At 37.2% G+C, this 23,292-nt stretch carries 18 protein-coding genes; 7 read left to right on the top strand and 11 right to left on the bottom strand.

The features are described 5' to 3' along the window. Window positions 1–186 precede the first annotated feature (186 nt). Window positions 187–1,725, bottom strand: a complete 1,539-nt coding sequence (locus tag IW16_RS08535; protein ID WP_034742196.1) for a SulP family inorganic anion transporter — start codon at window positions 1,723–1,725, stop codon at window positions 187–189. A 642-nt stretch (window positions 1,726–2,367) separates the two neighbouring features. Here IW16_RS08535 and IW16_RS08540 point away from each other — a divergent pair. The 3 genes from IW16_RS08540 to IW16_RS08550 all read left to right on the top strand — a co-directional run bounded on the left by IW16_RS08540 (window position 2,368) and on the right by IW16_RS08550 (window position 4,209). Continuing rightward, complete coding sequence (locus tag IW16_RS08540) at window positions 2,368–2,799, top strand: transposase (protein WP_034742199.1); 432 nt, start codon at window positions 2,368–2,370, stop codon at window positions 2,797–2,799. A gap of 12 nt (window positions 2,800–2,811) precedes the next feature. Continuing rightward, the gene (locus IW16_RS08545; protein WP_034742201.1) at window positions 2,812–3,159 is read left to right on the top strand and encodes a helix-turn-helix domain-containing protein; all 348 of its coding nucleotides are present in this window, start codon (window positions 2,812–2,814) and stop codon (window positions 3,157–3,159) included. Window positions 3,160–3,477: 318 nt separating this feature from the next. After that, window positions 3,478–4,209 (top strand): DUF1796 family putative cysteine peptidase, encoded by a 732-nt coding sequence (locus tag IW16_RS08550; RefSeq protein WP_034742204.1) that lies wholly within the window; start codon window positions 3,478–3,480, stop codon window positions 4,207–4,209. A gap of 586 nt (window positions 4,210–4,795) precedes the next feature. On the opposite strand, the gene IW16_RS08555 is transcribed toward IW16_RS08550, so the two are convergent. The 3 genes from IW16_RS08555 to IW16_RS08565 all read right to left on the bottom strand — a co-directional run bounded on the left by IW16_RS08555 (window position 4,796) and on the right by IW16_RS08565 (window position 8,272). Next, on the bottom strand, window positions 4,796–5,638 hold the full coding sequence (locus tag IW16_RS08555) for a hypothetical protein (RefSeq protein ID WP_034742207.1): 843 nt from the start codon (window positions 5,636–5,638) through the stop codon (window positions 4,796–4,798). A gap of 398 nt (window positions 5,639–6,036) precedes the next feature. Next, a complete protein-coding gene (locus IW16_RS08560) occupies window positions 6,037–6,273 on the bottom strand; it encodes a hypothetical protein (RefSeq protein WP_034742210.1) in 237 nt (78 codons plus the stop codon). A gap of 481 nt (window positions 6,274–6,754) precedes the next feature. Further along, window positions 6,755–8,272 (bottom strand): TROVE domain-containing protein, encoded by a 1,518-nt coding sequence (locus IW16_RS08565; protein ID WP_034742213.1) that lies wholly within the window; start codon window positions 8,270–8,272, stop codon window positions 6,755–6,757. A 366-nt stretch (window positions 8,273–8,638) separates the two neighbouring features. Here IW16_RS08565 and IW16_RS08570 point away from each other — a divergent pair, with 366 nt between their 5' ends. The 3 genes from IW16_RS08570 to IW16_RS08580 all read left to right on the top strand — a co-directional run bounded on the left by IW16_RS08570 (window position 8,639) and on the right by IW16_RS08580 (window position 11,411). Continuing rightward, window positions 8,639–9,085 (top strand): VOC family protein, encoded by a 447-nt coding sequence (locus IW16_RS08570; RefSeq protein ID WP_034742216.1) that lies wholly within the window; start codon window positions 8,639–8,641, stop codon window positions 9,083–9,085. A 9-nt stretch (window positions 9,086–9,094) separates the two neighbouring features. After that, window positions 9,095–9,901 (top strand): AraC family transcriptional regulator, encoded by an 807-nt coding sequence (locus IW16_RS08575; protein WP_051890023.1) that lies wholly within the window; start codon window positions 9,095–9,097, stop codon window positions 9,899–9,901. An 82-nt stretch (window positions 9,902–9,983) separates the two neighbouring features. Next, the gene (locus IW16_RS08580; RefSeq protein ID WP_034742219.1) at window positions 9,984–11,411 is read left to right on the top strand and encodes an MFS transporter; all 1,428 of its coding nucleotides are present in this window, start codon (window positions 9,984–9,986) and stop codon (window positions 11,409–11,411) included. A gap of 80 nt (window positions 11,412–11,491) precedes the next feature. Here IW16_RS08580 and IW16_RS08585 read toward each other — a convergent pair whose 3' ends face one another. The 4 genes from IW16_RS08585 to IW16_RS08600 all read right to left on the bottom strand — a co-directional run bounded on the left by IW16_RS08585 (window position 11,492) and on the right by IW16_RS08600 (window position 20,318). Beyond that, on the bottom strand, window positions 11,492–12,841 hold the full coding sequence (locus IW16_RS08585; RefSeq protein ID WP_034742222.1) for an SWIM zinc finger family protein: 1,350 nt from the start codon (window positions 12,839–12,841) through the stop codon (window positions 11,492–11,494). 2 nt (window positions 12,842–12,843) lie between these two features. After that, on the bottom strand, window positions 12,844–15,540 hold the full coding sequence (locus tag IW16_RS08590; protein ID WP_034742225.1) for a DUF6493 family protein: 2,697 nt from the start codon (window positions 15,538–15,540) through the stop codon (window positions 12,844–12,846). Next, window positions 15,521–18,067: a DUF6493 family protein gene (locus IW16_RS08595; RefSeq protein WP_034742228.1), complete on the bottom strand. Its 2,547-nt coding sequence runs from the start codon at window positions 18,065–18,067 to the stop codon at window positions 15,521–15,523. The genes IW16_RS08590 and IW16_RS08595 overlap by 20 nt, the downstream gene beginning before the upstream one ends. A 739-nt stretch (window positions 18,068–18,806) precedes the next feature. Continuing rightward, window positions 18,807–20,318 carry a slipin family protein gene (locus tag IW16_RS08600; RefSeq protein ID WP_228376919.1) on the bottom strand — a complete coding sequence of 504 codons (1,512 nt, stop codon included), beginning with the start codon at window positions 20,316–20,318 and terminating at the stop codon, window positions 18,807–18,809. Window positions 20,319–20,388: 70 nt separating this feature from the next. Here IW16_RS08600 and IW16_RS08605 point away from each other — a divergent pair, with 70 nt between their 5' ends. Then, entirely contained in the window at window positions 20,389–20,649 is a 261-nt protein-coding gene (locus tag IW16_RS08605) for a hypothetical protein (RefSeq protein ID WP_034742231.1), read from the top strand. Between the two features lie 737 nt (window positions 20,650–21,386). Here the strand turns inward: IW16_RS08605 and IW16_RS08610 are convergent. The 3 genes from IW16_RS08610 to IW16_RS08620 all read right to left on the bottom strand — a co-directional run bounded on the left by IW16_RS08610 (window position 21,387) and on the right by IW16_RS08620 (window position 23,222). Then, window positions 21,387–21,938: a 3'-5' exonuclease gene (locus IW16_RS08610; RefSeq protein ID WP_034742797.1), complete on the bottom strand. Its 552-nt coding sequence runs from the start codon at window positions 21,936–21,938 to the stop codon at window positions 21,387–21,389. Between the two features lie 61 nt (window positions 21,939–21,999). Continuing rightward, complete coding sequence (locus tag IW16_RS08615; RefSeq protein ID WP_034742234.1) at window positions 22,000–22,545, bottom strand: 3'-5' exonuclease; 546 nt, start codon at window positions 22,543–22,545, stop codon at window positions 22,000–22,002. A 104-nt stretch (window positions 22,546–22,649) separates the two neighbouring features. Further along, a complete protein-coding gene (locus IW16_RS08620) occupies window positions 22,650–23,222 on the bottom strand; it encodes a metallophosphoesterase family protein (protein ID WP_034742237.1) in 573 nt (190 codons plus the stop codon). Between the last annotated feature and the right edge of the window lie 70 nt (window positions 23,223–23,292).

The following is a 23,292-nucleotide window of genomic DNA, read 5'->3' on the forward strand; positions in this document are numbered from 1 at the left end:
CTGTAAAGTAATTTTACAGTCCTTGTTTGGTTATTGTAACGGTGAAATGTAAATGGTTAATTGTGAATTTCACCTTCATCGATTTCTTTTTTCAACCACTTCCATCTTCCTTTCCCCAGTAATTGACTGTGATTTTTCATTGACAGCAAGTGGCGCAGATTTTTCAATTTTTTAATTTCAAATCCCTTATCTCTCGGGCATTACCTTATACGTGGGATCTTCCTGAATATTCACTTCAATGACTGCTTCTGCATTTTTCAGCATTTTCCGGCAGTCTTCACTAAGATGGCGCAGGTAGAGTTTTTTGTTGTGCTGGCTGTAACGTTTTGAAAGTTTATCCAAAGCATCAATGGCACTCATATCTACGATACGGCTTTCTTTGAAATCGACAACCACTTCATCCGGATCCTCCATCAAATCGAATTTATCCATGAATGCTGTTACAGATCCGAAAAATAAAGGCCCATATATTTCATAATGTTTAACGCCATTTTCATCGGTTGATTTGCGTGCACGAATTCTTTTTGCATTATCCCAGGCAAAAACAAGGGCAGCAATCACAACACCCACCAGCACCGCCAGTGCGAGATTGTGGAGGATTACGGTGATAAGGGCTACTGTAACTCCGATAAATATATCAGACTTCGGCATTTTGTTGGCAATCCGGATGGACACCCACTGGAAAGTACTTATGGCAACTACCATCATCACTCCAACCAATGCGGCCATTGGTATTTTTTCGATAAAAGGAGCTCCAAATAAAATAATGATAAGAATCATCAGCGACGCAATAATTCCTGAAAGTCTTGCTCTGGAACCTGCATTGAGGTTCACCAGTGTTTGTGCAACCATGGCACATCCTCCCATTCCTCCAAAAAAGCCATTGGCCATATTCGCTATTCCCTGAGCCACTGATTCTCTGTTGGCATTTCCTTTTGAATTGGTGATCTCATCAACCATGGATAAGGTTAAAAGAGATTCGATCAAACCGACACCAGCCATAACCAAAGCATATGGAAAAATAATCTGCAGTGTTTCCAAAGTAAAAGGAATCTGTGGAATATGGAAATTGGGAAGGCTTCCGCTGATGTGTGCAATATCAGCGACCGTTTTTGTCGGAATATGAAAGCCTAAAACTATTGCAAAAACAATGATAATCGCCACCAGCGATGCGGGAACAGCCTTTGTTATCTTTGGGAAAAAGTAAACAATAATAATTGTAAGAGCTGTCAGTCCTCCCATAATGTATAGAGGCATTCCCTGAAGCCAGCTGGAAACTCCTGCACTGTCTGTTATTTTAAACTGCTCGACCTGGGCCATAAAAATAATAATCGCCAGACCATTCAGAAAGCCATACATTACGGGCTGCGGGATAAGCCTTACAAATTTCCCCAACTTAAAAACACCGACCATCATCTGGAAAACTCCGGCAAGTACCACGGCGGCAAAAAGATATTCTATTCCATGTGATTTGATCAAAGCAATCAGTACAACAACAGTGGCTCCTGCTCCTCCCGAAACCATCCCGGAACGTCCACCTAAAACAGCAGTGATCAATCCCATCATAAAAGCTGCATAAAGTCCGGTAAGCGGAGACAGCCCTGCCAGAATAGCAAAGGAAAGGGATTCAGGAATCATCGTCATTGCCACAGTAAAACCAGCCAAAAGTTCGTTCCTGTAATTTATTTTTTTCGAAAAGTCGAATAAGCTTATGGTATTTTTCATTGAAGTGCAAAGGTATATACTTGACAGCCGGTATACAATGACTTTTTTTTGTCTTTTTTAAGTAAAATGTGATAGACAAAAAATAATTCACAACTCTGTTTATTTAATTTGTTAATTTTAATTAAATTTTATCTTCAATGACATTTTTAATGCATTTTTGAGAATTAGGTTCTAATTTTTATTTAAATTTGAAAACGAACAAACAGATTATTTACTATTACTCTAAAGACTATTATGGCAATAATCTGTTTACACTAAGGTCAAAAGTTAAAAAATATTACGAATAAAACTGCATGAAAGAGCTTTAATAGGCTATATATTATTCTTACAGAAAGAAGTCTGAAGCATGAAAGAGGTCTCACTCAAATCAATTGAAAAAGAATATTAAGGAAGGAAATGGAGATGTAAAAGTATTCTTGAGATATACAAACCCTGAAAACTGAATTATCGGCAGACCATCCCCATGTGCTGCCGGCTGTACAAATACCAGGTACAGCACTGAGCTTAATATTCCCCTTTTTGCTGTCGTTAAGATTTTCTTAGCGTCCTTTTATTTTTGTACAGTCTCTATCATTCCTTAAAGAATGAAATATATACTCTATTTTGTTAATTCATGAATTTAATAAAAATATTACTCAATACATGTTATATAAGGAAATTCATATAGGAAAGTTTATTAAGGAGATGGTTGATGAAAATGAGGTACCCATGGAAAGGATCTGCAATTTTCTCAATAAAGATGATCAATTTATTGAAAATGTATACAACAGTAAGTCTATAGACTCAGATCTACTGTTGAGATGGAGTAAACTGCTGGAATATGATTTTTTCAGGCTCTACAGCTCGCACCTTATTTTATATGCACCGCCATCTGCAGTGAATAAAACCCAGAAAAAATCTGATAAAATCCCGTATTTCAGAAAAAATATTTATACCCAGGAAATTAAAGATTTTATCATGAAAAGAATTCTTTCGGGTGAGATGACCTACGGTGAGGTGATCAAAGAATATTCTATTCCCAAAAGTACCCTTCACCGGTGGCTTCAGAAAAATAATGATAATACAAACGGATAAACAGAACTCATTATGCGTCCTAATTATAAAAAGATTTACTACGATATGCTGAGGCTGGAACATCCGGAGAAGCTTAAAGATCCCAAAATCAAAGAACTGCTGGGAAAGCTGGATACTACTGAGGACATTCTCAATTTTAATGACCGAATTTTTGAACAGTCTAAAGAAAGCCAGGTGAATAACCAGAAGCTTAAAACATATGATAAGAAAACAATGCTCAAGCTCCTGCAGTATCAAAATAAACATGGTTTTTCTACCAGTTATATGTCCAGAAAATATAAGATCAGCAGAACAACGATCATGAACTGGAAAAAATCTTTCGAGGAAGAAATTGAAAAAGTATTAAAAACCGATGATTAAATCATCGGTTTTTTATTAAACATAATAATTGATAATTCTGATTATAGAATAAATAATGGTACCGAATAAGGAGAAAAGCCTGTAAATAGTAAAAAAAACAAAAAAAATATTTCCGTTTTAGTAATTCAATATTTACAATGAATTCCAGTAATCACGTAAGGAAATTAACATATAATTCAAAAAGCATAAAATAAGGCCATAACATCCCATAAACTCTTGAAATATTTTCAATATATGGGTTATAAAACTTATCTCTATATTTGGTAAAATCTTAAAAAAATAGGACTACACACCTATCCTTGTTAAAAAAAAAACCAGATGAGAATTCCTATAATCTATATACCTAAAACCAGGTATAAATACTTTATTGAGATTAAAAGAAATTATAAAGCCGAAAAATACATCATTCCTATCGGAAAAGACTGTCATGCAGCACATTCTTTAGAAGTTCTGAATATCCGTATCCAAAGTCTTCCTTATGACTGGATCCGTCTTAAACCTATCATGGGTCTTAAGATTGTCAGCGATAATATAAAAGAACGCTTTAAATACTTCCTTCACGATTTCCGGAAAAATGAAGAGGGTAATACATATGCTCAAAAATATCCCGATGCTGAATTTACTCATGCTAAAGCGGTAATAAATGATTCTAAACTGAGAAAAACTTTTGAGAAGCGCTACCAAAGGATGCTGGATATTATTAAGATTCAGCCAGTAGCCTATTTGTATATACTGGACATCAGTGGTTTTAAAACATCAGAGGATGTTGATTTTTTCTGTGATACGGTAAATGGCTTTAGGGAAATACTGAAAACGGAAGATTCTCTTCATATTTATATTCGTTTTGACGAAGAAATAAATAATGAGGAGATCTGCAATTCATTGCTTCTCCGTATCAAAAATATACCACAGGTGTACATTACCACATATATCCGGCAAAAAGCACAGTTTGGAATTTGGGGCAATGAAAAAGAGTATCCAAAACTATACAGGAACCTTAATCTGATGATCAAACAGATATTCCCGAAGTTTTCTCTGATCAAGCCATAAGTAATACCCATCATACGTTCAGACAGGAAACATCATCCTTCAAAACCTGAGAAAGAATAATTTGTAATTCCTCTTCCAGAAGTTGTCATAACGGAAACTTTCTGTATATCTTTTTATATTGTAAACAAGGCAACAACTGAACGTGTATAATCGTGCTCTAACCAACTGAGCTACCCTTCCTATTTATTCTACTGTGTTTTTTTGTGGAAGAGACGGGACTCGAACCCGTGACCCCGTCGTGATGAGCGAAGTAACACTGTTCTACGGCACTTGTTTATTTTTTAAAACAGATAAGGCAATGGGCGGAAAGAGTTTGCTCTTTTAGAGCGTCGTTCTTACCCATATGGGCAGTGAACCGGCAATTCTACATCTGCGTGAGACTTACATTTTCCATGGGAAAACTTTTGCCATGCCGGGTTTCAATCCGGCTTCGCCAGTTCGGTCGCCCGAATTACGCTACCTTAGGACCGTTATAGTACGAAGGAACCCTTTTCTACGGCACTTATCTGCTTTGTTTTTTTATCACATTTAACTCTAAATGATTCTGATATTTTGATGAGTTAACAATGTTTATGCAATATATATTTTATTTTTCTTCTTCAGCAATATATGTTTTGACGATGGGATGTACTTTAGCATCTTCAGGATAATAGTCCAATCCAAAACTTCTCCATCCGGAGGACCAGTACATACTCATCTCTTTAAGATACGGAATATCTTTTGTATCATCACATTTATAGTTTTCGTCGAATATATTCCTTACTTCATCAATAAACTCTGGATAAAATCTCTGATCCTCTTCATCAAAAACATCCATATAAATATCAAGATGGTTTCTTAATTCATACAGTAGATAAGTTCTGAAATCCCATCCTATAACCACAACATCAGATCCGCTTACAGAAACAACAGGACTCCATATTAATCCATTATTATCTACCACAAACCTTGTGCCTCTAACAGGCAAGAGTTTCTGAAGCTTTGAAAACCATTCATCAAAAATTTCTTTCCTTTTTTCCAGGTATTTTGGTTTTACTCCCCATGATTTTAACCAAACCCTGTTTATATCATCTGTATCCTGCCACATCCCCTCATATGGCTCGTTCATTGTTTTTAATATTTCATCTTCATCATCCAACCAATTGTAAAAGAAAGTACATTCTTCCGTCACAAGCTTACCCTCATCTTCATATTCTACAATTTCTTTCTTATCAACAGCATGAAGAATCCTTAAAAATGTCCGGTGATCTGAGGTGAACTTAACATTATATTTTATTTCAACATCATCAATCTGATCATCAGTAAGTCCGTGCCATTTGGCTCCGTAAAATCCTTTTGGACAGTAATTTTCATCCTCAACAGACCAAATGGTTTCTGTACGGTCTTTGATCCAATATAAAAAATCAGTTAAATCTTCCGGTATATGCATTATATTAGTTTTTTTAATTAAAAAGAGGCTAAAGGCGGGAAAACTGCTTTATAAACCATGAGGTTTATTCTGGAGTCGAACCAATATCATAAGATTAACCGAAGTACGTTTTACCTAACGGCACTCTTTTATTGAAATCAAGGTAATGGTAAAAAGAACCGTCCGTGCATGCGCTCTACCTGCTGAGCTACCTCTCCTTTTCGAGGGAAAAGGCAGGAATCGAACCTGCGACCCCATGTTTCTAGGTCCCGAAGTATGATCCTTAAACGACACTTGATTTTTTTTTAAGCAGGGCATTTGGCAAACAGAAACTTATGACAGAGCGATACCATTACGCCATCTGTTTCCAGAACAGGATTCGAACCTGTATTGCTGTCCCCCAACGAAGCAATTCTGTTTTACGGCACCTGCTTTGTGTTTTTCCATCGGTTTTTTCTGTATTTCTTCCAGTTTCTCTGATATTTTTCCTGATGAGAATTCACCGTATCAAAGCCGTGCGGAAAGCAGTACGAACAACCCATTTCATTTCCGTATATTACTCTTGAAATCTGGATTCCGGAAATTTTCTTTGGAAAATCAATGAGTCCGTATTCATTGATTCCAAAGGTTTGTTTTAATGTTTTGTATTTTTTCATGTATATTGAGAATTAACCTCAATACACAGCTTCCTTTAGACAGGGTTTATAAGTTTTCATGGTTATTTATTTTAGCTACTTTATAATTTTCATTTTATAAAAACCAAGCAATAAGTCATAAGAGTTTTGAATGTATTCAAATTGGAAGTTTGACGATGCAATTCTCATTGTACGGCATTGGTCTGTTTTCACCGGGCATCTTATGGAAAGACTTTGTTTCAATTGGAAGTCGAAGGAATTCTTCCCTTACGGCACATGATTAATAACAATGCAAAGTTATTATGGAAGTGCGTAATCTTTTTACGCAGTTTATTTTTATTTATATTTTTTTAAATACTGATATACAAGTTTTGTCCTCTTGTTATAACAAACTCTACAAAGCTTTTAAAAACAGGATAATAATAGTTTTCAAAATCTATTCCCTCGTTTTGTCGAAAATGGATCATCATTCACCATTCATCATTTATAAAAGCAGTGCCTTTTACAATACTACTTTTTTAATTACCTGAATGGCGGACTTTCTGTTTTCCAAAGCATTCAATACATCGAAAATTTTATCAGACCAGCCTGCAATAAGGTATACCTCATTTTTTCTGATATCAAGGGGTTGCTTTCCGTAACCCGCAAGATCAAAAATATACAGTCTGGCTTCCGGAGCGATCTTCTTGTAACGCTTCCATGAATCTTCAAAAGAATGTCCTGTTCCTTTGCTGTTCCACAATTGTGTATCAGTAAACAGCATCACTTTATCTGCTTTTTCCTTTCTGTCGATCAGGTCTTCAATCACAAGATAACCATTGGTAGAATATCCTACTTCGCCTTCACGCTTATACAATTCGTTTACATTTCTCAAAATACCGCTTTTAGGCATGGGAATTCTCATCCATCTGTCACCAAACATACCTGTGATCACATTTTTACACTGTGACTGCAGAATCATAGACATCAACAATCCAATATCATAAAGCAATACTTTGCTTTTAGGAGAAACAGGTTGCTGCATTGAACCCGAAACATCTGCCGCAATGACTACCGACGTATCGAAACCGAAACCTTTAATATTCTTAGCACTCACCATGACTGCATGTTCCAATGCTTCCAAAACAGATGAAAGATAAGGGGAATCAATCGCTTTTAATTCTCTGTAGGCCGCTAAAAATCTGAACGGAAGCTGTTTTGAATTGATGACCGCTTTTTCGTTGGACAGATAATTGCAGACTTTATACATTGCATCGGAAGAAACACCAGATTCTAAAATATTTCTCAGATTTCTCATGGTCGCCATATATCCGAGCTTATTGCTGAAGATCAATTCTTCCCACTTATTTTTAAAAGCTTTCTTTTTTTCTTTTTCGTCCTCAAATCTTGTCTGGCCCAAAACTGAAAGTTCCACTTCCCAGGTATACGGAGTCTCCAAAGTATCCCCCACAATTTTGTTAAAAACAGCCTGTTGGTTTTCATCCTTTGCTTTAGGATGAACCAGAAACAAAGCATCTTTAAGGGTTACTTCTGCTTTACGGTTGTATTTTGCGAACTGGTATTCATCAAATTTATTGAAAGACTTTGCAAGACCTTTTTGGATTTGTTTTGAAAGTCTGTTCAGTTTTTTGGTTTCCGTTCTTTCATTGGCAGTCTGGTAGTAAGCCAAAAGTTCAGTGATCTCATCTGCTCTCTGGATAACGCCATCAACGGTTTTGCTGACTAAGTCTGTACCGGAGGTCTGTTTCGCCAGTTCAGCAGTCAGAACCAAAGGAATGGAACGCAGGTACATGTCTTTTCTAGCATATACCGCCAGCTTAGCCACGAATTCCGGATCGTTTTTTCTGATCAGAGCCTGAATTCTGTTCAGTCTGTCATTGTCTTTTTCATAAGTTGTTTTAGATAATCCTGTTGTAACAACAGCACTATACAATTCTTCTGCAGGTGTCATGGTAAAAGTCTTTGCACCCTCATAATTCATTACTGTACTCTTTTCTTTCTTTAAAAAATTAAATTTCATGAGTTACTGTTTTTTTTGTTAAACATTTATTGGAGAATCTTCTGATCATCTCTGATTTCTGATGCAAAGTAAAAACAGTATTACGCAATCTTTTTGCGTATCTTATTTTTATCTTATATTTTTTGGAAACTTGGCCTGTCTTACAATTTAGGTTTTGGCTAAAGCCAATGGATTCGTTTATATTCTGTAAGCGGGCTAAAGCCAGTCCCTATTGAATTTTAATGAAAATATCTTTTATCTTTTATCTTTTATCTTTTATCTTTTATCTTTTATCTTTTATCTATCATTCATTTCCAATAAAGAAATCAGCATTCTCTGCTTTTCCCAAAGGCTTTGTCTAGCTTTGTGTACATTAAAATTCAGGCTATGATTAAAGGATTATATGAAACCCACGTTCAGGTAAGCAGTTTAGAAAAATCCATCCGTTTTTATACCGAGGTATTGGGTTTGAAACTGGCCCATATGGATGATACCCGTCCTATTGCATTTTTGTGGATCGGTGAAGGCAAAGAATTTATGTTGGGATTGTGGGAACAGAAAGAAAATCTGCAGCCAAGACATTTTGCATTTTCAAGTAGTAAGGAGGATATTTTAAATTATTCTGCAGACTTTCTGAAAAGTAAAAACCTGAAACCTTATAACTTTCTGAAAGACGGGCTTGATGAGCCTATGGTATTTGCATGGATGCCTGCACTGGCCATTTATTTCAATGATCCCGACGGCAATCAGCTTGAGTTTATTTCTATCCTTGAAGGTGAAGGAAAACCGGAATTGGGTGTTATTTCTTATAAAGAATGGCTTCGTCTTCAGTAAAAAGCAATCATGAATTCTGAGATCATCTTTAGCAACAGTACCCACCAGCTGCTGTTCAGCAGTCCTCAAAAAAATGACTATTATACGGTCATTCTCTGCCTTAAGGGAAATGTTTCTGTTAAGATCGGATATCACAGTTTTGAGCTTCAGCCCAAGATGATCTCTATACTTTCTCCTGATACTGTATTTTCCTGTGAAAATGCCGACAGCCTGGAGATCCTGTCACTGTGTTTTCATCAGTCATTTCTAAGTAAAATTTTTATTAAGAAAGAAATTACAGATGGTCTTCTGGAGCTTAATCCGAATTATCCGCCTGTTTATCCACTTGAAGATTCCTTTTACCGGGTATTTGAAAAGTTCAGACTTATAGAAAGAGAACTGATTACAAAATCTGCCTATCACCTGGATCTGGTCCGACTGGTTGCTCTTGAAATATTATATGAATATAACAGAGCCTGTGAATTCTGTCTTCTGGGATTTGAAAAAAATATGAACAGAGGGTATCAGATCACTTATGAGTTCAAAAAACTGGTCGGCACACATTTCAAAGAATGGAAAAGTGTCGGAGATTATTCCTTCATCTTAGGCATCAGTGCAAAACATCTGACAGAGGTCATCAAAGAAGAAACCGGACATACCGCTCTCCAGGTGATTCATGAAAGACTTCTTCTGGAAAGCAGATATCTATTGAAGCATACTTCGTGTTCCATAAAAGAGTGTGCTTATGCATTAGGGTTTGAGAGCCCTTCCTATTTTACCCGTTTCTTTAAAAATAATACCGGATATTCCCCCAACCAGTATCGGAACATTCCGTAAAATGTGAAAGAAATACCGAGTTTTAGGAATTGATACAGCATTGATTACTTCCGAATTTTGTACTTATCAATTATTTATCAAAATGGAAAGTACAGATCATCATGTATCAACTCTGAACAAGGTATCCTGGCAGGATTTATTTTCCAATGGAAACGGTATAAAAGCAATAACCCTGGCACTTGGAGTCATGCTTCATGCTACCAATGTATACCTTGCCACCACGGTCATGCCTTCTGTTATAAAAGAGATTGGAGGACTGGAATATTACGCCTGGAATACTACATTTTTTGTAGTTGCATCAGTTATCGGTTCTGTAATCTCAGCTAACAGGCTGGCAAAACTGGGACCTAAACGATCCTATCAGATTGCCATTCTGTTATTTGCACTAGGTACGGTAGTATGTACAGCGGCAGGTTCAATGTATATATTGCTGTCCGGCCGTTTTATTCAGGGACTGGGTGGTGGATTATTATTTGCTTTGTCTTATGCGATGATCCGGATTGTTTTCATTAAAGACCTCTGGCCCAGAGCTATGGCACTCGTATCAGGAATGTGGGGTATTGCTGCTTTTTCAGGACCTTTTGTAGGTGGCATATTTGCGGAAAACGGGCATTGGAGAATGGCATTCGGGGTACTTCTCATCTTTTGTCTGCTTATCCTGATAACTGCTTCCGTTATCCTTCCTTCAAAACAGAATAAACAAACAACACCACCAATCCCTTATCTGAAACTTCTTATGCTTGTCCTTGCCGCATTCTCAGTTTCAGCAGGAAGTATTGCAGAAAGCACTATTTTAAATATAGGAGGCATCCTGTTTGCAGTTTTGTTTATATATGTTTTAGTGGTAAGCGAGAATAAAAATTCAGGATTAAGACTTCTTCCCACAGGTTCTTATCATTTTTCTACCCCATTAAGCAAAACTTATGTGGTGATGGCATTGCTAAGCATAGCCACTTCTATTGAAATCTTTGTCCCTTATTTTGCGCAGACCATTCAGGGATTTTCTCCGATAGAATCGGGATATCTCACCGTTCTGATTGCTATAGGCTGGACATTGGCGTCGATCGCATTTTCAGGTGTAAAGGAAGTGATGGCCGGAAAGATTATTCTGGCAGGCTGTATTCTGATGTTTATAGGATTGGCAGGGCTTACAGCTATTTCTTTAGTATCCGGATTTGATACATCTGATCTTCATCTGATTCTAACCTGTACTTTTCTATTTGTATCAGGGGCAGGTATTGGGATGGGATGGCCTCATTTACTGACACGGGTTTTTGCTTTGTCCCCTTCAGGACAGGAAGAACTGGCTTCAGCTTCAGTTACTACAGTACAGCTTATGGCGACAGCCTTTGGAACAGCCTTAGCCGGTCTTGCAGCCAATATCGGCGGGATTATATCGCCAGGCGGCATAGAAGGCGCCCATCAGGCATCTATAGTGCTTTATGGTACATTCTCCATTGCTCCCTTTTTAGCGGCTATTGTTATTGCTGCTTTAATGCGTCAAAAATAATATTATCATTTTAAATTATAACTGCTGCAGCCTGCCAGAGATCTGGCAGGCTGCATTGTATCAACTCTATTCTTGAAATGTCAGTCTTTATGGCTCACCAGTTTTTTAACTGCTAAAACATGTTTACAGGGTCCTCTTTCTCCCTGATATTTGCTAAACCATTCGCAGGTACATCTTTCTTTATCACTTTCAATAATTACTGTATGATGCACACCTGTACCTTCTACCCGGGCTTCAGTTCTCGCTGTTTTTTTGTTTAAAATCTCAACTTTTCCTTCTGTAATCAGTTTTTCTGCATTTTTCATTCGTGGATTAAGTCCGATAATGCGGTTGAGTTTAAACGGCAGTCTGCGGTAGAAGAATCCATTGTCATCCAGATCATACCCTAAAAGTCCCATAGCTGCCAGTCTGCCTGTAAGATTATCGGTTGTTTTAAGGTTTATATTTTCATCTAAAGCAAATGCTGAAGGGTTAAAAGACTGGTTGGCATATGCATATTTATCCAGCGCATCAATCCACTCATCAGAAATATCATCAATCAGGCTGTCTAATACAGCTCCTTCTCCTGAAAACCCTCTCCAGCTTTCTCTTGACAAGGAAAAACTAAATCTTATATTCCCCATATACAGCTGCCATGTTGTAGACTGCATATCTGAATGCGGAAATACCTGCATCTGATCGATATAAGGGAGAAGCGGTTCCAGCAGGCGGAGCCTGTTCAATCCACCGATACAGACTGCATCTGCTGATTTCACAGGAGAAAACATGGGTTTATTGCCTCTGATGATCAGATAATAATCTGACTTTACCGGACCTTTTGGAATTCCTCTGAACAGCTGTTGGGTCTGGATCTTATTGAAGGTATGAAGCTTTTCTGATTGGGAGAAATAAATCTGAACTGTGCTGAGTCCTTTGATCCATTTTACAGGGAGTGGAACTTTTCTTTCCACGATTTCTTTGCCCTCTTTATAAAGCCCTACTTCTTTTTCCCCCACAGAAAGCATTATTTTTTCATTGGGGCGGATGCTTCCGAGCGCAGTAATCATCGGCTGGTTAAAATCCACATTCGTAGTTCCGTTTTCCAAAAACTCACCGTGAAGTCCGTCCGGCAATACATCTACCCTCGCGTAAACACCGGCACAATGTGAAAACCCTTCAAAACGGAGTCTGCTGTTTCCGGCAGTAACAATAGGATCTTTAAGCAATGCCATCTGAAACGGCGATAGATTAAAGCTGGATTTCACAATATTGGAAAGTGTGATCAGGCACCTTGCCAATATAAATGGTTGGCTGACATCTCCCCAGAAAAAGCAGGGAGCGTCTGTAGTCTTCTGAATTTCGCTGTATTTGGACAGGAATAATTCTTCAGATGCATCTTTTTTTATCAAAGACGAAGGTCTCTGATAATTGTAAACAAGCGTATCTTCCATATCTATTTTTTTAGAAGAAGATTGCAGATTTTTTTCAGACTGGAATTGTCTTTCCAGGTATTTAGTTTTTCTTTTAAGTTTTTATCAGCTTCTGATTGATTCAAAGCTAAAACCTCGTGGTAAATATCCAATATTTTTTTTAGATTGGTAACAGGAGTTTCCATCTGCAGCAAAATATGTGTCAGAAGCTGTTCCAGCGCCAGGTTATGATCTTTGCTTACATTGAGCATCTGATGCTGTACGAGATCTGTAAATCTTTTTACAGGTGCCCATTCCAGTTTTTCGTGCAAGCCGATCACACGCCCCAACCGTTCATTATCCATCACTTTATGGGAAACATGTTCCAACCAGATCTCAGCTGCAGTTCCCCGGATCACTTTGTCCCCGTCAAGGAAAATAGTTCCTAAAAAGAGATATCCCATTGCATCCAAAGGCTTTTTCATCTGATGAAGTGCCTGTGCAGTGTTCAGGACAAGCCCTCTTTCATACACCTCTGCAATTCCCGAGTAAAACAGACAGTCCTTAATGATCTTCGCAAAAACATTCCCCAGTGTATTAGGAAAACTCCACATAAAAGAAGGTGTTTCTGAAAAGTGTTTCTGCTCTGCAATAAAGTATTCAAGGAAAAGCTGATACGGTCTTTTTTTCAGGTGATATTTTGGAACCCTGATATTAAGTTCTACCGGATAATAGGAATTCTTTTTACTGTCAATGGTTTTCCAGTCATAGTTTCCGGTAAGGAATTCTTTAGGAATATCATCATATCCGAATTCTTTGAATTCTTCAAAAACTTTTTCCGGAGAACGCGTAATTCCGGCTGTCATCCACCATGATGGGTGTTCAAATTTCCCTTTCGGTGTTGAATTTTTATTAAAAAAGAAAAGAAGGAGTTCTTTGTATTCTCCTTTTAGTTTTTCATCAACTAAGGATAAACTGTCTGATGTTCTTTCCATAGAACAGCGCTGCAGTGCCAGCTGCACATCCAGATCATGAGGTTTTACATTTTCATTCTGATAGAATTCAAATCTTTCTACCAGGGCTTCAGGGCTTATCCAGCATGGCTCATGGGTTATCGTAGAAAGCAATGGTGCTTTGTCTCCTGATATCATTTTATCAAAAACATGTACCGCTATTTGCTTATAAGGTTCCATAGCCAATCCTCCGGCATAGATTTCTCTGATAGGTCCCAGCTTTTTATTATACGTGGAATATGCTTCCCTGGTAGCCTCGTCTTCGCAGGTTCTTTTGTAAATTTTTTCCAGGTTCTTAAGCTGGACCGGAAATCTTTCCAATAAAGAAAGTCCATAATTAATGATCATATTGCACAGCAATACATTAAAATGGTGTACTTCCCATTTAGCAATGGTTTTACAAGCTTTCTGAAATACAGGTTCGAAAAGTTTTACAGATCCCGAATCTGCTGAATCTGCAAAACGAACAAGCCCAGCCAAGGCCAAATCGTAATAGTAGGTTCCTGGATTTTCAATGGCCTGAGGAAGAAAAAACATAAGATCTTCAAAGTTTTCAGGCTCTTGAACTTTGCTTTCTTCACTGATCAGTTCTAATTTTTCCGGGTCTACAACATCCAGTTCCAACTGTCTGTCGTCTATATATTGAGCCAGTCCGGGTCTTACATTAGCCAGAATATTATCTGCATAATGGGACAATGCCTCTTTCATGTCTTCCGATACAGGTATATATCTGTGAATAATTTTTGCGGCCTTAGTCTGTATGCTTTCATCTTTGCTAACAAAAGCTGCACTTAAAGCCATTCCCAGGTTTTCTGTATCTGCTCTCTTTTTCTGAAATATTTTTTCTGTAACAGACAGACTGGATGCCACGACAGTCTTCACCTCCGAACTCAAAAGGTTGGGAAGGAAGTGGGAAAATTCACTCGATTTAAATTCTGCGGCAGGAACTATTTTCTTCAGGTGGACGAGCATAGTATTGACCGCCTTTGACTGTACTGAAGCCAATCCAGCCATTAACTCATCCTGAAGCAGGATAAGTTCTTCATCGGAAGGTTTCAGGATATTGAATGCATCCATAAACCAGCCCGTCACATTTTTATTGAAATTTCTGTTGGCTGCCAGAAGGCATTCTTTAAGAAATCTCTTTCTTTCAATTTTATTCTCGGCAATAAGCTTTTGTACCAGCGGAAGCCACTCTCTTGTAAAAGGAAGTGATTTCGAAGGAAACTCACACAAATACCAGAAATGCGTTTCCAGAGTCTCCGGAAATTTATCCAGATGATGGGGCTGAAGGCTCAGGTGATATCCAAGCAGCTCCGGTCGTGGCTGTACATAACCTTTCTCTGCCCATCCGAGGATATCCTGATAATCAAAGGCTGTGAATTCAGCATCTATAGAATCGTTGATAAAATCTGAAAACCAGGGTGGGCAGCCCCATTCCAGTATTTTACCTGTTTTTTCTTTGTCTCTGAAAAGACTCCAGTAGTTTTTTCCGTAATGCTTCTGATCCATGCAGACAAATGATGCGATATCAATAATCGAATGCTGATCTGCAGAACCGGCAGTATGGTAGGAGTTTTTCGTCATTACAATCTTACTGATCTCCCTGTCCAGTTTTTTTATTGTAGGGACCAGGGATTTTCTTTCTTCCGCGGTAAGCTGCTTCAGAAACGGAATAATCTCATGTGCTTTTTCCTCATTAAGGATCTCATAAAGTCTTTCTTTCATTTGTTTTTAATTTGATGATAATTATTTTCAGGTTATTTACGTTTTCCCATTCTTTTAACCTCCCGGCCACAGCATAATCAGTTTCGGACTGATTAAGATGCAACAGTTCGTAATAAATCTCCAAAATCTTTTTAAGATTAAAAACGGGATGATCTATCGCTGTGAGAATGGATATCAATAGTTTTTCAAAAGCCCGGTTATGACTGGAACTCAGGTTCATAATGCCTACAAGCGCATCCGTCAGTCTTTTCACCGGAACAAGTCCGAAGCTGATCTTTTCACCGATCATTATTCCTAATGTATCAATGTCAAAATCGTCTGAAACTATCTTAAGAATAATCGCTTCAAAAGCCGTACCAGAGAAGGTTTTATCCTTACTAAACATCGCGGCTGACAGGAATAAATAATGTACTTTCTGGAACGGAAGCTCTAATTTCATCCAGGCATCCAAAAATTCGGTATTGATTCTGCTGTCATATTGATAAATAGCATTGGATAATGTTTCGTTACATTTTTTCGCAAAAACAGATCCTGAAAAATAAGGAGCTGTGTATAAAATGCGGATCAGATCACGGTCATAGACTCCGTGGTATGAATTGAATAAATGCTCCAGGAGAGGCGCTTCCGTGGAAATTTCTTTATTTTCAATGGGTATGATCAGCTCAGGAGTTTCCTCCATACTGCTTCCTCTATATATTTTTCTGACTCCCATTTTTCTGCCAAAACTGCCATCCAGATAAGGCTTTTCATATCTGTTTTTGAAGTATTCAGGGTCGAAAACAGGGTTCAGCAATTTGAAATAATCTTTGGAAAGTTCATTTTGCGCATATTTCTGAGAATCTGTCAATTGGTGTTTTCGCAGTCTCAGGATTCCTCTTTCAAGATCGAAAGGAACGGGAAGTTCTTTGTGCTCCTGATATATTTTTAATTTATCTATTAATGTCCGGATATCTATCCAGCATGGTGAATGATCAGAAACCGAAAGCAAAGGAAGCTTTTTTCCCTTTTTCAGAAGTTCGAATATACCCAAAAGCATTTGATGATACGCTCTAAAGATCAAAGGAGTCCGTTTCCCGACCCAGTTTTCAAGATCAGGAAAATCTTTCTTGGCCTGATTGAGTATGGGAGTTCCTTTTTTATGCTTTATCAAACCATAGGCGACAAAAAACGTGGCATACAAATGATGCATTCCAACACTTTCCTTTACTTTAACCGCAGCTTTAAAAGCAGGCTCCAGCTGCATAAGGCATTCTTCATCAATCTGCGTATTGAACCTCATCAAAGCATCTAAAAAGAGATCGAAATCCCCTGGATTATTTTTACTGAAAACCTGTGGTGCAAAGAATATGAAATCATTGAGGGTCTCAATGGAAGAAACTGGCTGAGACTGATGCCAGACGGAGTTTTTTACAATGGGGTAAGATTCTGTTTCTTCATCATTTTCATGGCTGGATAAGAATTTTTCAAGTAAGATTCCAGTATCCGAAAGAAGGTTCTCCCTGTAAGAATCCAGTTCAGTCTTATAATTTTCAGAATCCGGATCACCATATTTTACAATAATCTTTGCTGTCTTACTCTGTATAGAAGCTTCTTTATTGAGGAAAACAGGAAGCAGGAAAAAACAGATGTCTTCTCTGTATTCTTTATACTCCTTCGCTATTTTTTCAATGGTCTGAAGCAATTGGTTCAGAGTATTTTTAATTTGAAGGTTGGGTAAAGCAGCAGCTGCACTAAGAAAATCAGCTGTTTTAAAACCAGCTTCCGTAATTACTGCGCTTAAAATTTTAAGTACCGGAACAAAAAGTGAATGCTGTGAAGAATGAAAAACTGAAAAAAGTTCATCCTGAAGCACTAAAATTTCATTACCGGTGGGTTCAAGATTGGCAAAAAAATCCAGGAACCAAGTATTATGTTCTTTAGAAAAATTAAGATGGACTGCATCCAGACTTGATTTTAAAAGTCTTGAACGGTCCAGCTTTTTTTGATCTGCCAGATCTTTCAATAAAGTCTTCCAGCTTTTTTCTTTGTAGTGGTAAGTAATATCAGAGCTATACTCAAAAAGGAGCCAGATATGAGCAGTCAATGTCTGAGGATATGTGAAAAGAATATCTTCTGCAGAATGGTCTGACACCAGAGATTCAGACAGAAGAAGTGCACCTGTTTCATCATTCAGTTTCAGGTACCCTTTCTGTTCCCATTCCAGTACTTTAAGGTAGCCTATATTTCTTAAGAATGAGTAGCTGTCCCCAATCCATTGAGGAACATGAGAATCGAATAATTCATCGACTAGATTCACCGGTACTGCATAATATCCCGGAGCCAGCTTTCCGTATTCATCCGGAGTCCTGCTGCAGGCCAGAGCGGTAAGCATGGAAATGTGGTTGTGACCCCAGCCTTTATTTAAAAATTTCTTTAAAATGGCTGCAGTTTCTTTCTTTTCTTTTGGGGTCAGCTTTATGAGAAAAGGAATAATTTCCTTGATTCTATAATTTAAATAAATCGTTTTCAATTCATCTTCAATAAGCATAATTCCAATCTTGGGGACTAAAATAACAAAAAAGAGCCTGACAGACACGTAATTATCCCTTTAAAGTGATATTTTTAACAAAAAATTATGCTTTTAACAGCAGTTAAGCAGGCATTTCAAAATAAAAGTTAAATGAAATTTGCATTTAGCTCATGGATGAAATTGAATATCCAGACCTTATCATTCAGACTTTTCTTTTTAAGCTAAAAAGGATGTTTTATTTTTCCTTTAAATAGTTCATAATCTGATACCCTGCTTGTTTTCAAAATTGCTTATAAAATCTATGGAACTTCAACTGTGAGAACATATATTTATAAATCAGGAAAAACCTACCTGAGCAAAAATTTTGGAATGTAGTGAAAAGAACAATTTTCTATAAGTTTTGGATAAAGCCATCGTGATGAATTTCTTATTATAAACGGACTAAAGCCCGTTATTATAGAATTTTCTACTTGAAATGATTTTATTTTGATGAGCATTTTAGATGACTTGTAATACCCCAAATACAAAAGATTACGTTAGTTATTTTTATGCACAGTATTGTTCAATTCTCTGAATTTGTACTGGAGAACAATATATTCAATAGAAATAAGCTTTAGCCCATTGAATGAAAACATTTATTAATGAGGCTTTAGCCAAAACCTAATCAGTTCAATACCTAAAGCTAAGTTTTTCATCATTCAGATATAAAAAGGGCAGACCGCTTTTTATGCAAGCCTGCCCATTGGGTTATCAGTTTTTATTTTGTGAAGATTTCTTTCAGTTGGGAAACGATATTGCTGTTTCCTGAAATGGTAATATCACCAATCTTTTCTGCGATTTTTTCCATATATTCCATTTCTTTCAACTTCCATAAAACCTCATTTTCTTCCATCAGTTTTGCGGTGTTCAGCAAACTTCTTGTAGAAGCCGTTTCTTCACGTCGCATAATGCTGTTGGCCTGAGCTTTTTTTTCAGCGATCAAAACCTGATTCAGAATTTCCTTCATTTCTCCGGTTAAGATCACATCACGGATGCCCGCGTCGCAAGCTTTAATCCCTAAACTTTCTGCTTTTACACCAAGGTTTTCAAGGATTTCTTTTCCTACAGAATCCTTTTTCAGCAGCAATTCATCCAATGTTAAAGCTCCAACAAATTCACGCAATGCCAACTGCATCAGAATATATAACTGCTTATCATATTCTTTATTTTCCATTAATGCCTTCTCAATGTTTTCCACCTGAAAACTTACATAGAAATTGATACGGAGCATTGCTTTGTCTTTCGTTAAAAGTTCCTGTCCTGCAATTTCCATTTGCTGCATACGGGTATCAGCTGTTTTAACTTCAACAGAAATTTCGTTGTTCCAGAAGTAGTACGTTCCTGCTTCCAGAGTATTAACCCATTTACCGTCAATTAACAATACTCCTTTAGATTGATTCATTACGGTAAATTTTCTTACAAAATGTCTCAACCATGCATTTTCCAGGATGGTATTTGAAATATCCTCAGTGATTTCAACTTTCGTTAAATCTACTGTTTGGAATTCTCTGCTGATCATATCTTTCCAGTATGCATATTGTCCAACCTGCAGAACTTCTTTGAAAGTTCCGTTGGCATACATCAAAATGATCTCTCCATCTTTTACGTCTACAATTTCCAGGAGATTTTTTAGGTCTTCATTTTTCAATAAAGCATTTACATTTTCATGAGCTCCAAACTGGGATTTAACTTCGTAATTGGGATCGATGATTTTAATCTCAACAGAAGTTTCGTTGTTCCAGAAGAAGTACGTACCCGCTTCCAAAACCTTGCTTAATTTTCCGTCAATTAGTAATAATCCTTTATAGTGATGGGGTAACACAAACTTTCTTACAAAACTTTTCAACTTCATATTTTCAAGGATTGTTTTAGAAATATCTTCCGTGATCTCCACTTTTGTTACGTCTGTTTTTTGGAATTCTCTGTTGATAATCCCTTTCCAGAATGCGTACTGTCCAACGGTCAGCACATCTTTAAAGTTGCCGTTTTCAAACATTAAAATGATTTCTCCTTCTTTTACGTCTATAACTTCCAAAAGGTTTTTTAGGTGATCATTTTTCAGCAAAACAGGTAAATCGTCACCTGCTTCAAACCGGGATTTCATTTCATGGATCTCTACCGATTTATTTCCAAAAACATAATGATTACCTTCTGTTAGAATGTCAGTTAAGTTTCGGTTCTTGAAAACCAAACCTATTTGATACGCTTTAATTTGTACATTTTTTATCATTCTATTTTATTTTTAAGTGTTATTATATTCATTAAAAAAAAGGAAAAACTGAGATTTTCTCTTCCAAAAAATGGCGGAAGAAAAGAGGTTTCAAAAAATTATATTCATTTCAGAATATCGTTCTTCAACTTATTTTCCAGGTAGTAAGATCTTGGGCGTGTCCCTTGCCTTCGCTCAGAGCAGCAAGCCGGGTCGCTACGTTCACTTCTATCTTTTTTTGCTTACAAAAAAAGGATATCCGTTACCATCGCTCACGCAGAAAACCGTCCTTCCTGGAAAATTCAGTCCAATTACTGATGATTCATCAGCTGAATTTCATTTTGAGAAATAATCTTTCTTACTGGCTTTTTCAAAATGTTGATCCAACAACTGAAAAACCTCAATTTTCCCATTCCAAAATGTTTTTAAAGAAAAACATTGAAAACTTTATAAAAAATAGATTTTCAGTCTATTTTAAACTACATGTGAAGTGTAGTGCTCTATCCAACTGAGCTATCTCAATCTTATGAGAGAGGGACTCGAACCCTCGCAAAAAATACTATTTACTCTATCCTGTTGAGTTATATTTCCCATGGGGAAACAGAAGGATTCGAACCTTCGTACAATAGCAAATGACAGAAGTTTTTTGGTAAACTCCTCAAACCTTCAAGCCAGGCTGAACAGAATGAAAACTATGTTTTTTAACAAATTCTTCTGCAATGGTGTTATACAGAAACACCCAACATGACCTCCCTGATATTGTAACTAAAATCTGTTTTTCAAGATTTCAGTATTGTTTCGTTTTGATAATGCAAAGTAAAAGTCTAACTGCGCAATCATCATGCGTATTAAATATTTTTTGAAAAAAATAATCAGTGAAGAATCATGGGCTTGTTTAAGCACCTCCTAAATAGTAAGAAAATCACGATTTTTGTTCTGAGTATTTGTGGAACGGGTGATTCTATTCCGGAAAAATGATATCCATCTTTTTGAAAATTAAGAGACGATTTAGAACATAAAAAAACTCCCTTTTTCAAGGGAGCCGGTATTATTGTACGAGATTATTACAGGTACATTTCAAATTGCATATTAATTCTGCTTCAGGCACCAATGAAGTATTTTTGCAATATTCTTAGCATCATCTACCCCTCTGTGGTGTGTACCTTCCAGCTTAAGATTCAGTTCACCTAAGGCTCTGCTCATTCCCACACTTTTTCTTATGGTAGGATGCAGCTCACCAAACCATGTTTTCACATTGATATGGTCATCACTCAGGGGATAATCCACGTTGAATCTTCTGGCCTGATTTTTCAGCATATTGAGGTCGTAGTTTCCATAGCTTGCCCATGTAAGGTCTTCAGAATCATATTCTGCTCTCAGGATATCCAGTGCATCTTCCAGCATAATTCCTTCATTATCCAGCATATTCTGTGTAATGGAAGTGAGTTCTGTACAGAAAGGACTGACCTTTGAGTACTGCGGTTTTACTAAAATGCCTTCATTTTTTGAGATCTTGCCGGTTGATGCATTCATGATGCAAACGCCGATCTCAATAATCTCGCTTTCCTGGCCTCTGGGCGGTCTGTCGTCCCAGCAGGTAGCTTCAAGATCTATAATTAATATATTTTCTGTTGTTTTCATTTGTTTAAATTGTAATGTTTTAAAAGAGGGAAACTGTACATTGATCAGTTCCCTCTTAATTTTACTCCAAAATCTTCCGTAAAATTTTGGCAGCATTATAAGCATCATCTGCTCCACTGTGATGGTTTCCTTCAAAATCCATCTTCAGATACTCCAGGGCTCTTTTCAGGCCTATCATTTTGTGAAGGCTGAAATGGTCTCTGAATTCTTCCATCACATTCAGATATTCTCCACCAAAAGGAATTTCTATTCCAAGCCAGTCACACTGTTCAAAGATCTGTTCCTTGTCGAAGTTTCCGAAGCCTGCCCATGCAAGATTTTCAGAATGATATTCATCTATGATCTTTTCACAGGCTTCTTCAAAATAGATTCCTTTTTCTTCGATCAGTTTGGGAGTAATTCCGGTGAGTTTTGTACAGAATTCATTGATTTCTGATCTTTCCGGAATAACATATATGCTCTGTTTTTGGGAAATGACTTTTGACTGTAAATCCAGTTTGCAGATCCCTATTTCTATTATATCGACATTCTGCCCTATGGGAATCCTTTCGTTCTCCCAGCAGGTAGCTTCTAAATCGATAACTAATATTTCGTTAGTTGTATTCATGGTTTTTTTTGTAAAATGTAGAATGTATAAAGTAAAAAGTATGAGGTCCGGTATACTTACTATAACCCTCCACTCATTATTCATTATTCATTATTCATTATTCATTACTCTCTACTTTCTCCAGCTCCAAACGGCGGCGACCACTTCTTCCGCTTCATAATTTCCTTGACTTCTTCGTAAGAAATCGGATAAAAATCGTGGCAGTCTACTCCAACGTCGAAACTTAAAGCCATTTCATCATCAGGCAAAGTTCCGTGTGAGTGGCCGTATAATTGCCAGATCCCATGGTGTGAGCCGTTCCAGGTACGCATGGCGTAATGGAAAAGAATAATCTTCTGTTTGCCATTGCTGTTTTCAGGCTCATCAATTTTTAACTCATGATAATCCTTTACGGATTCAAATCGTTTGGGATAGGTAAGCGCTGCACTTTCGTGATTTCCTTTGATTAAATGGATATTGCCATTCAATCTGTCAAGAATTTCTTTGGTAAAATCGGGTTTTCCTAAGCTCACATCACCCAGGTGGTAGACGGTATCATTGGTACCGATTCTTTCATTCCACCTTTTGATCAGTTCTTCATTCATATGGTCCAGAGATTCAAATGGTCTCTCTGAAAATTTTATAATATTGGCATGACCGAAATGATGGTCTGCTGTAAAAAATATATTAGGTTTCATTTTTTTAATAATTTGTTTGTTTAATTCTTTACCACAAAAGCTTATAAAAAAACCTCGCTTTTATGGTTTA

Origin of the sequence: Chryseobacterium vrystaatense, assembly GCF_000737765.1 — a bacterium.
Classification (GTDB): Bacteria; Bacteroidota; Bacteroidia; order Flavobacteriales; family Weeksellaceae; genus Chryseobacterium; species Chryseobacterium vrystaatense.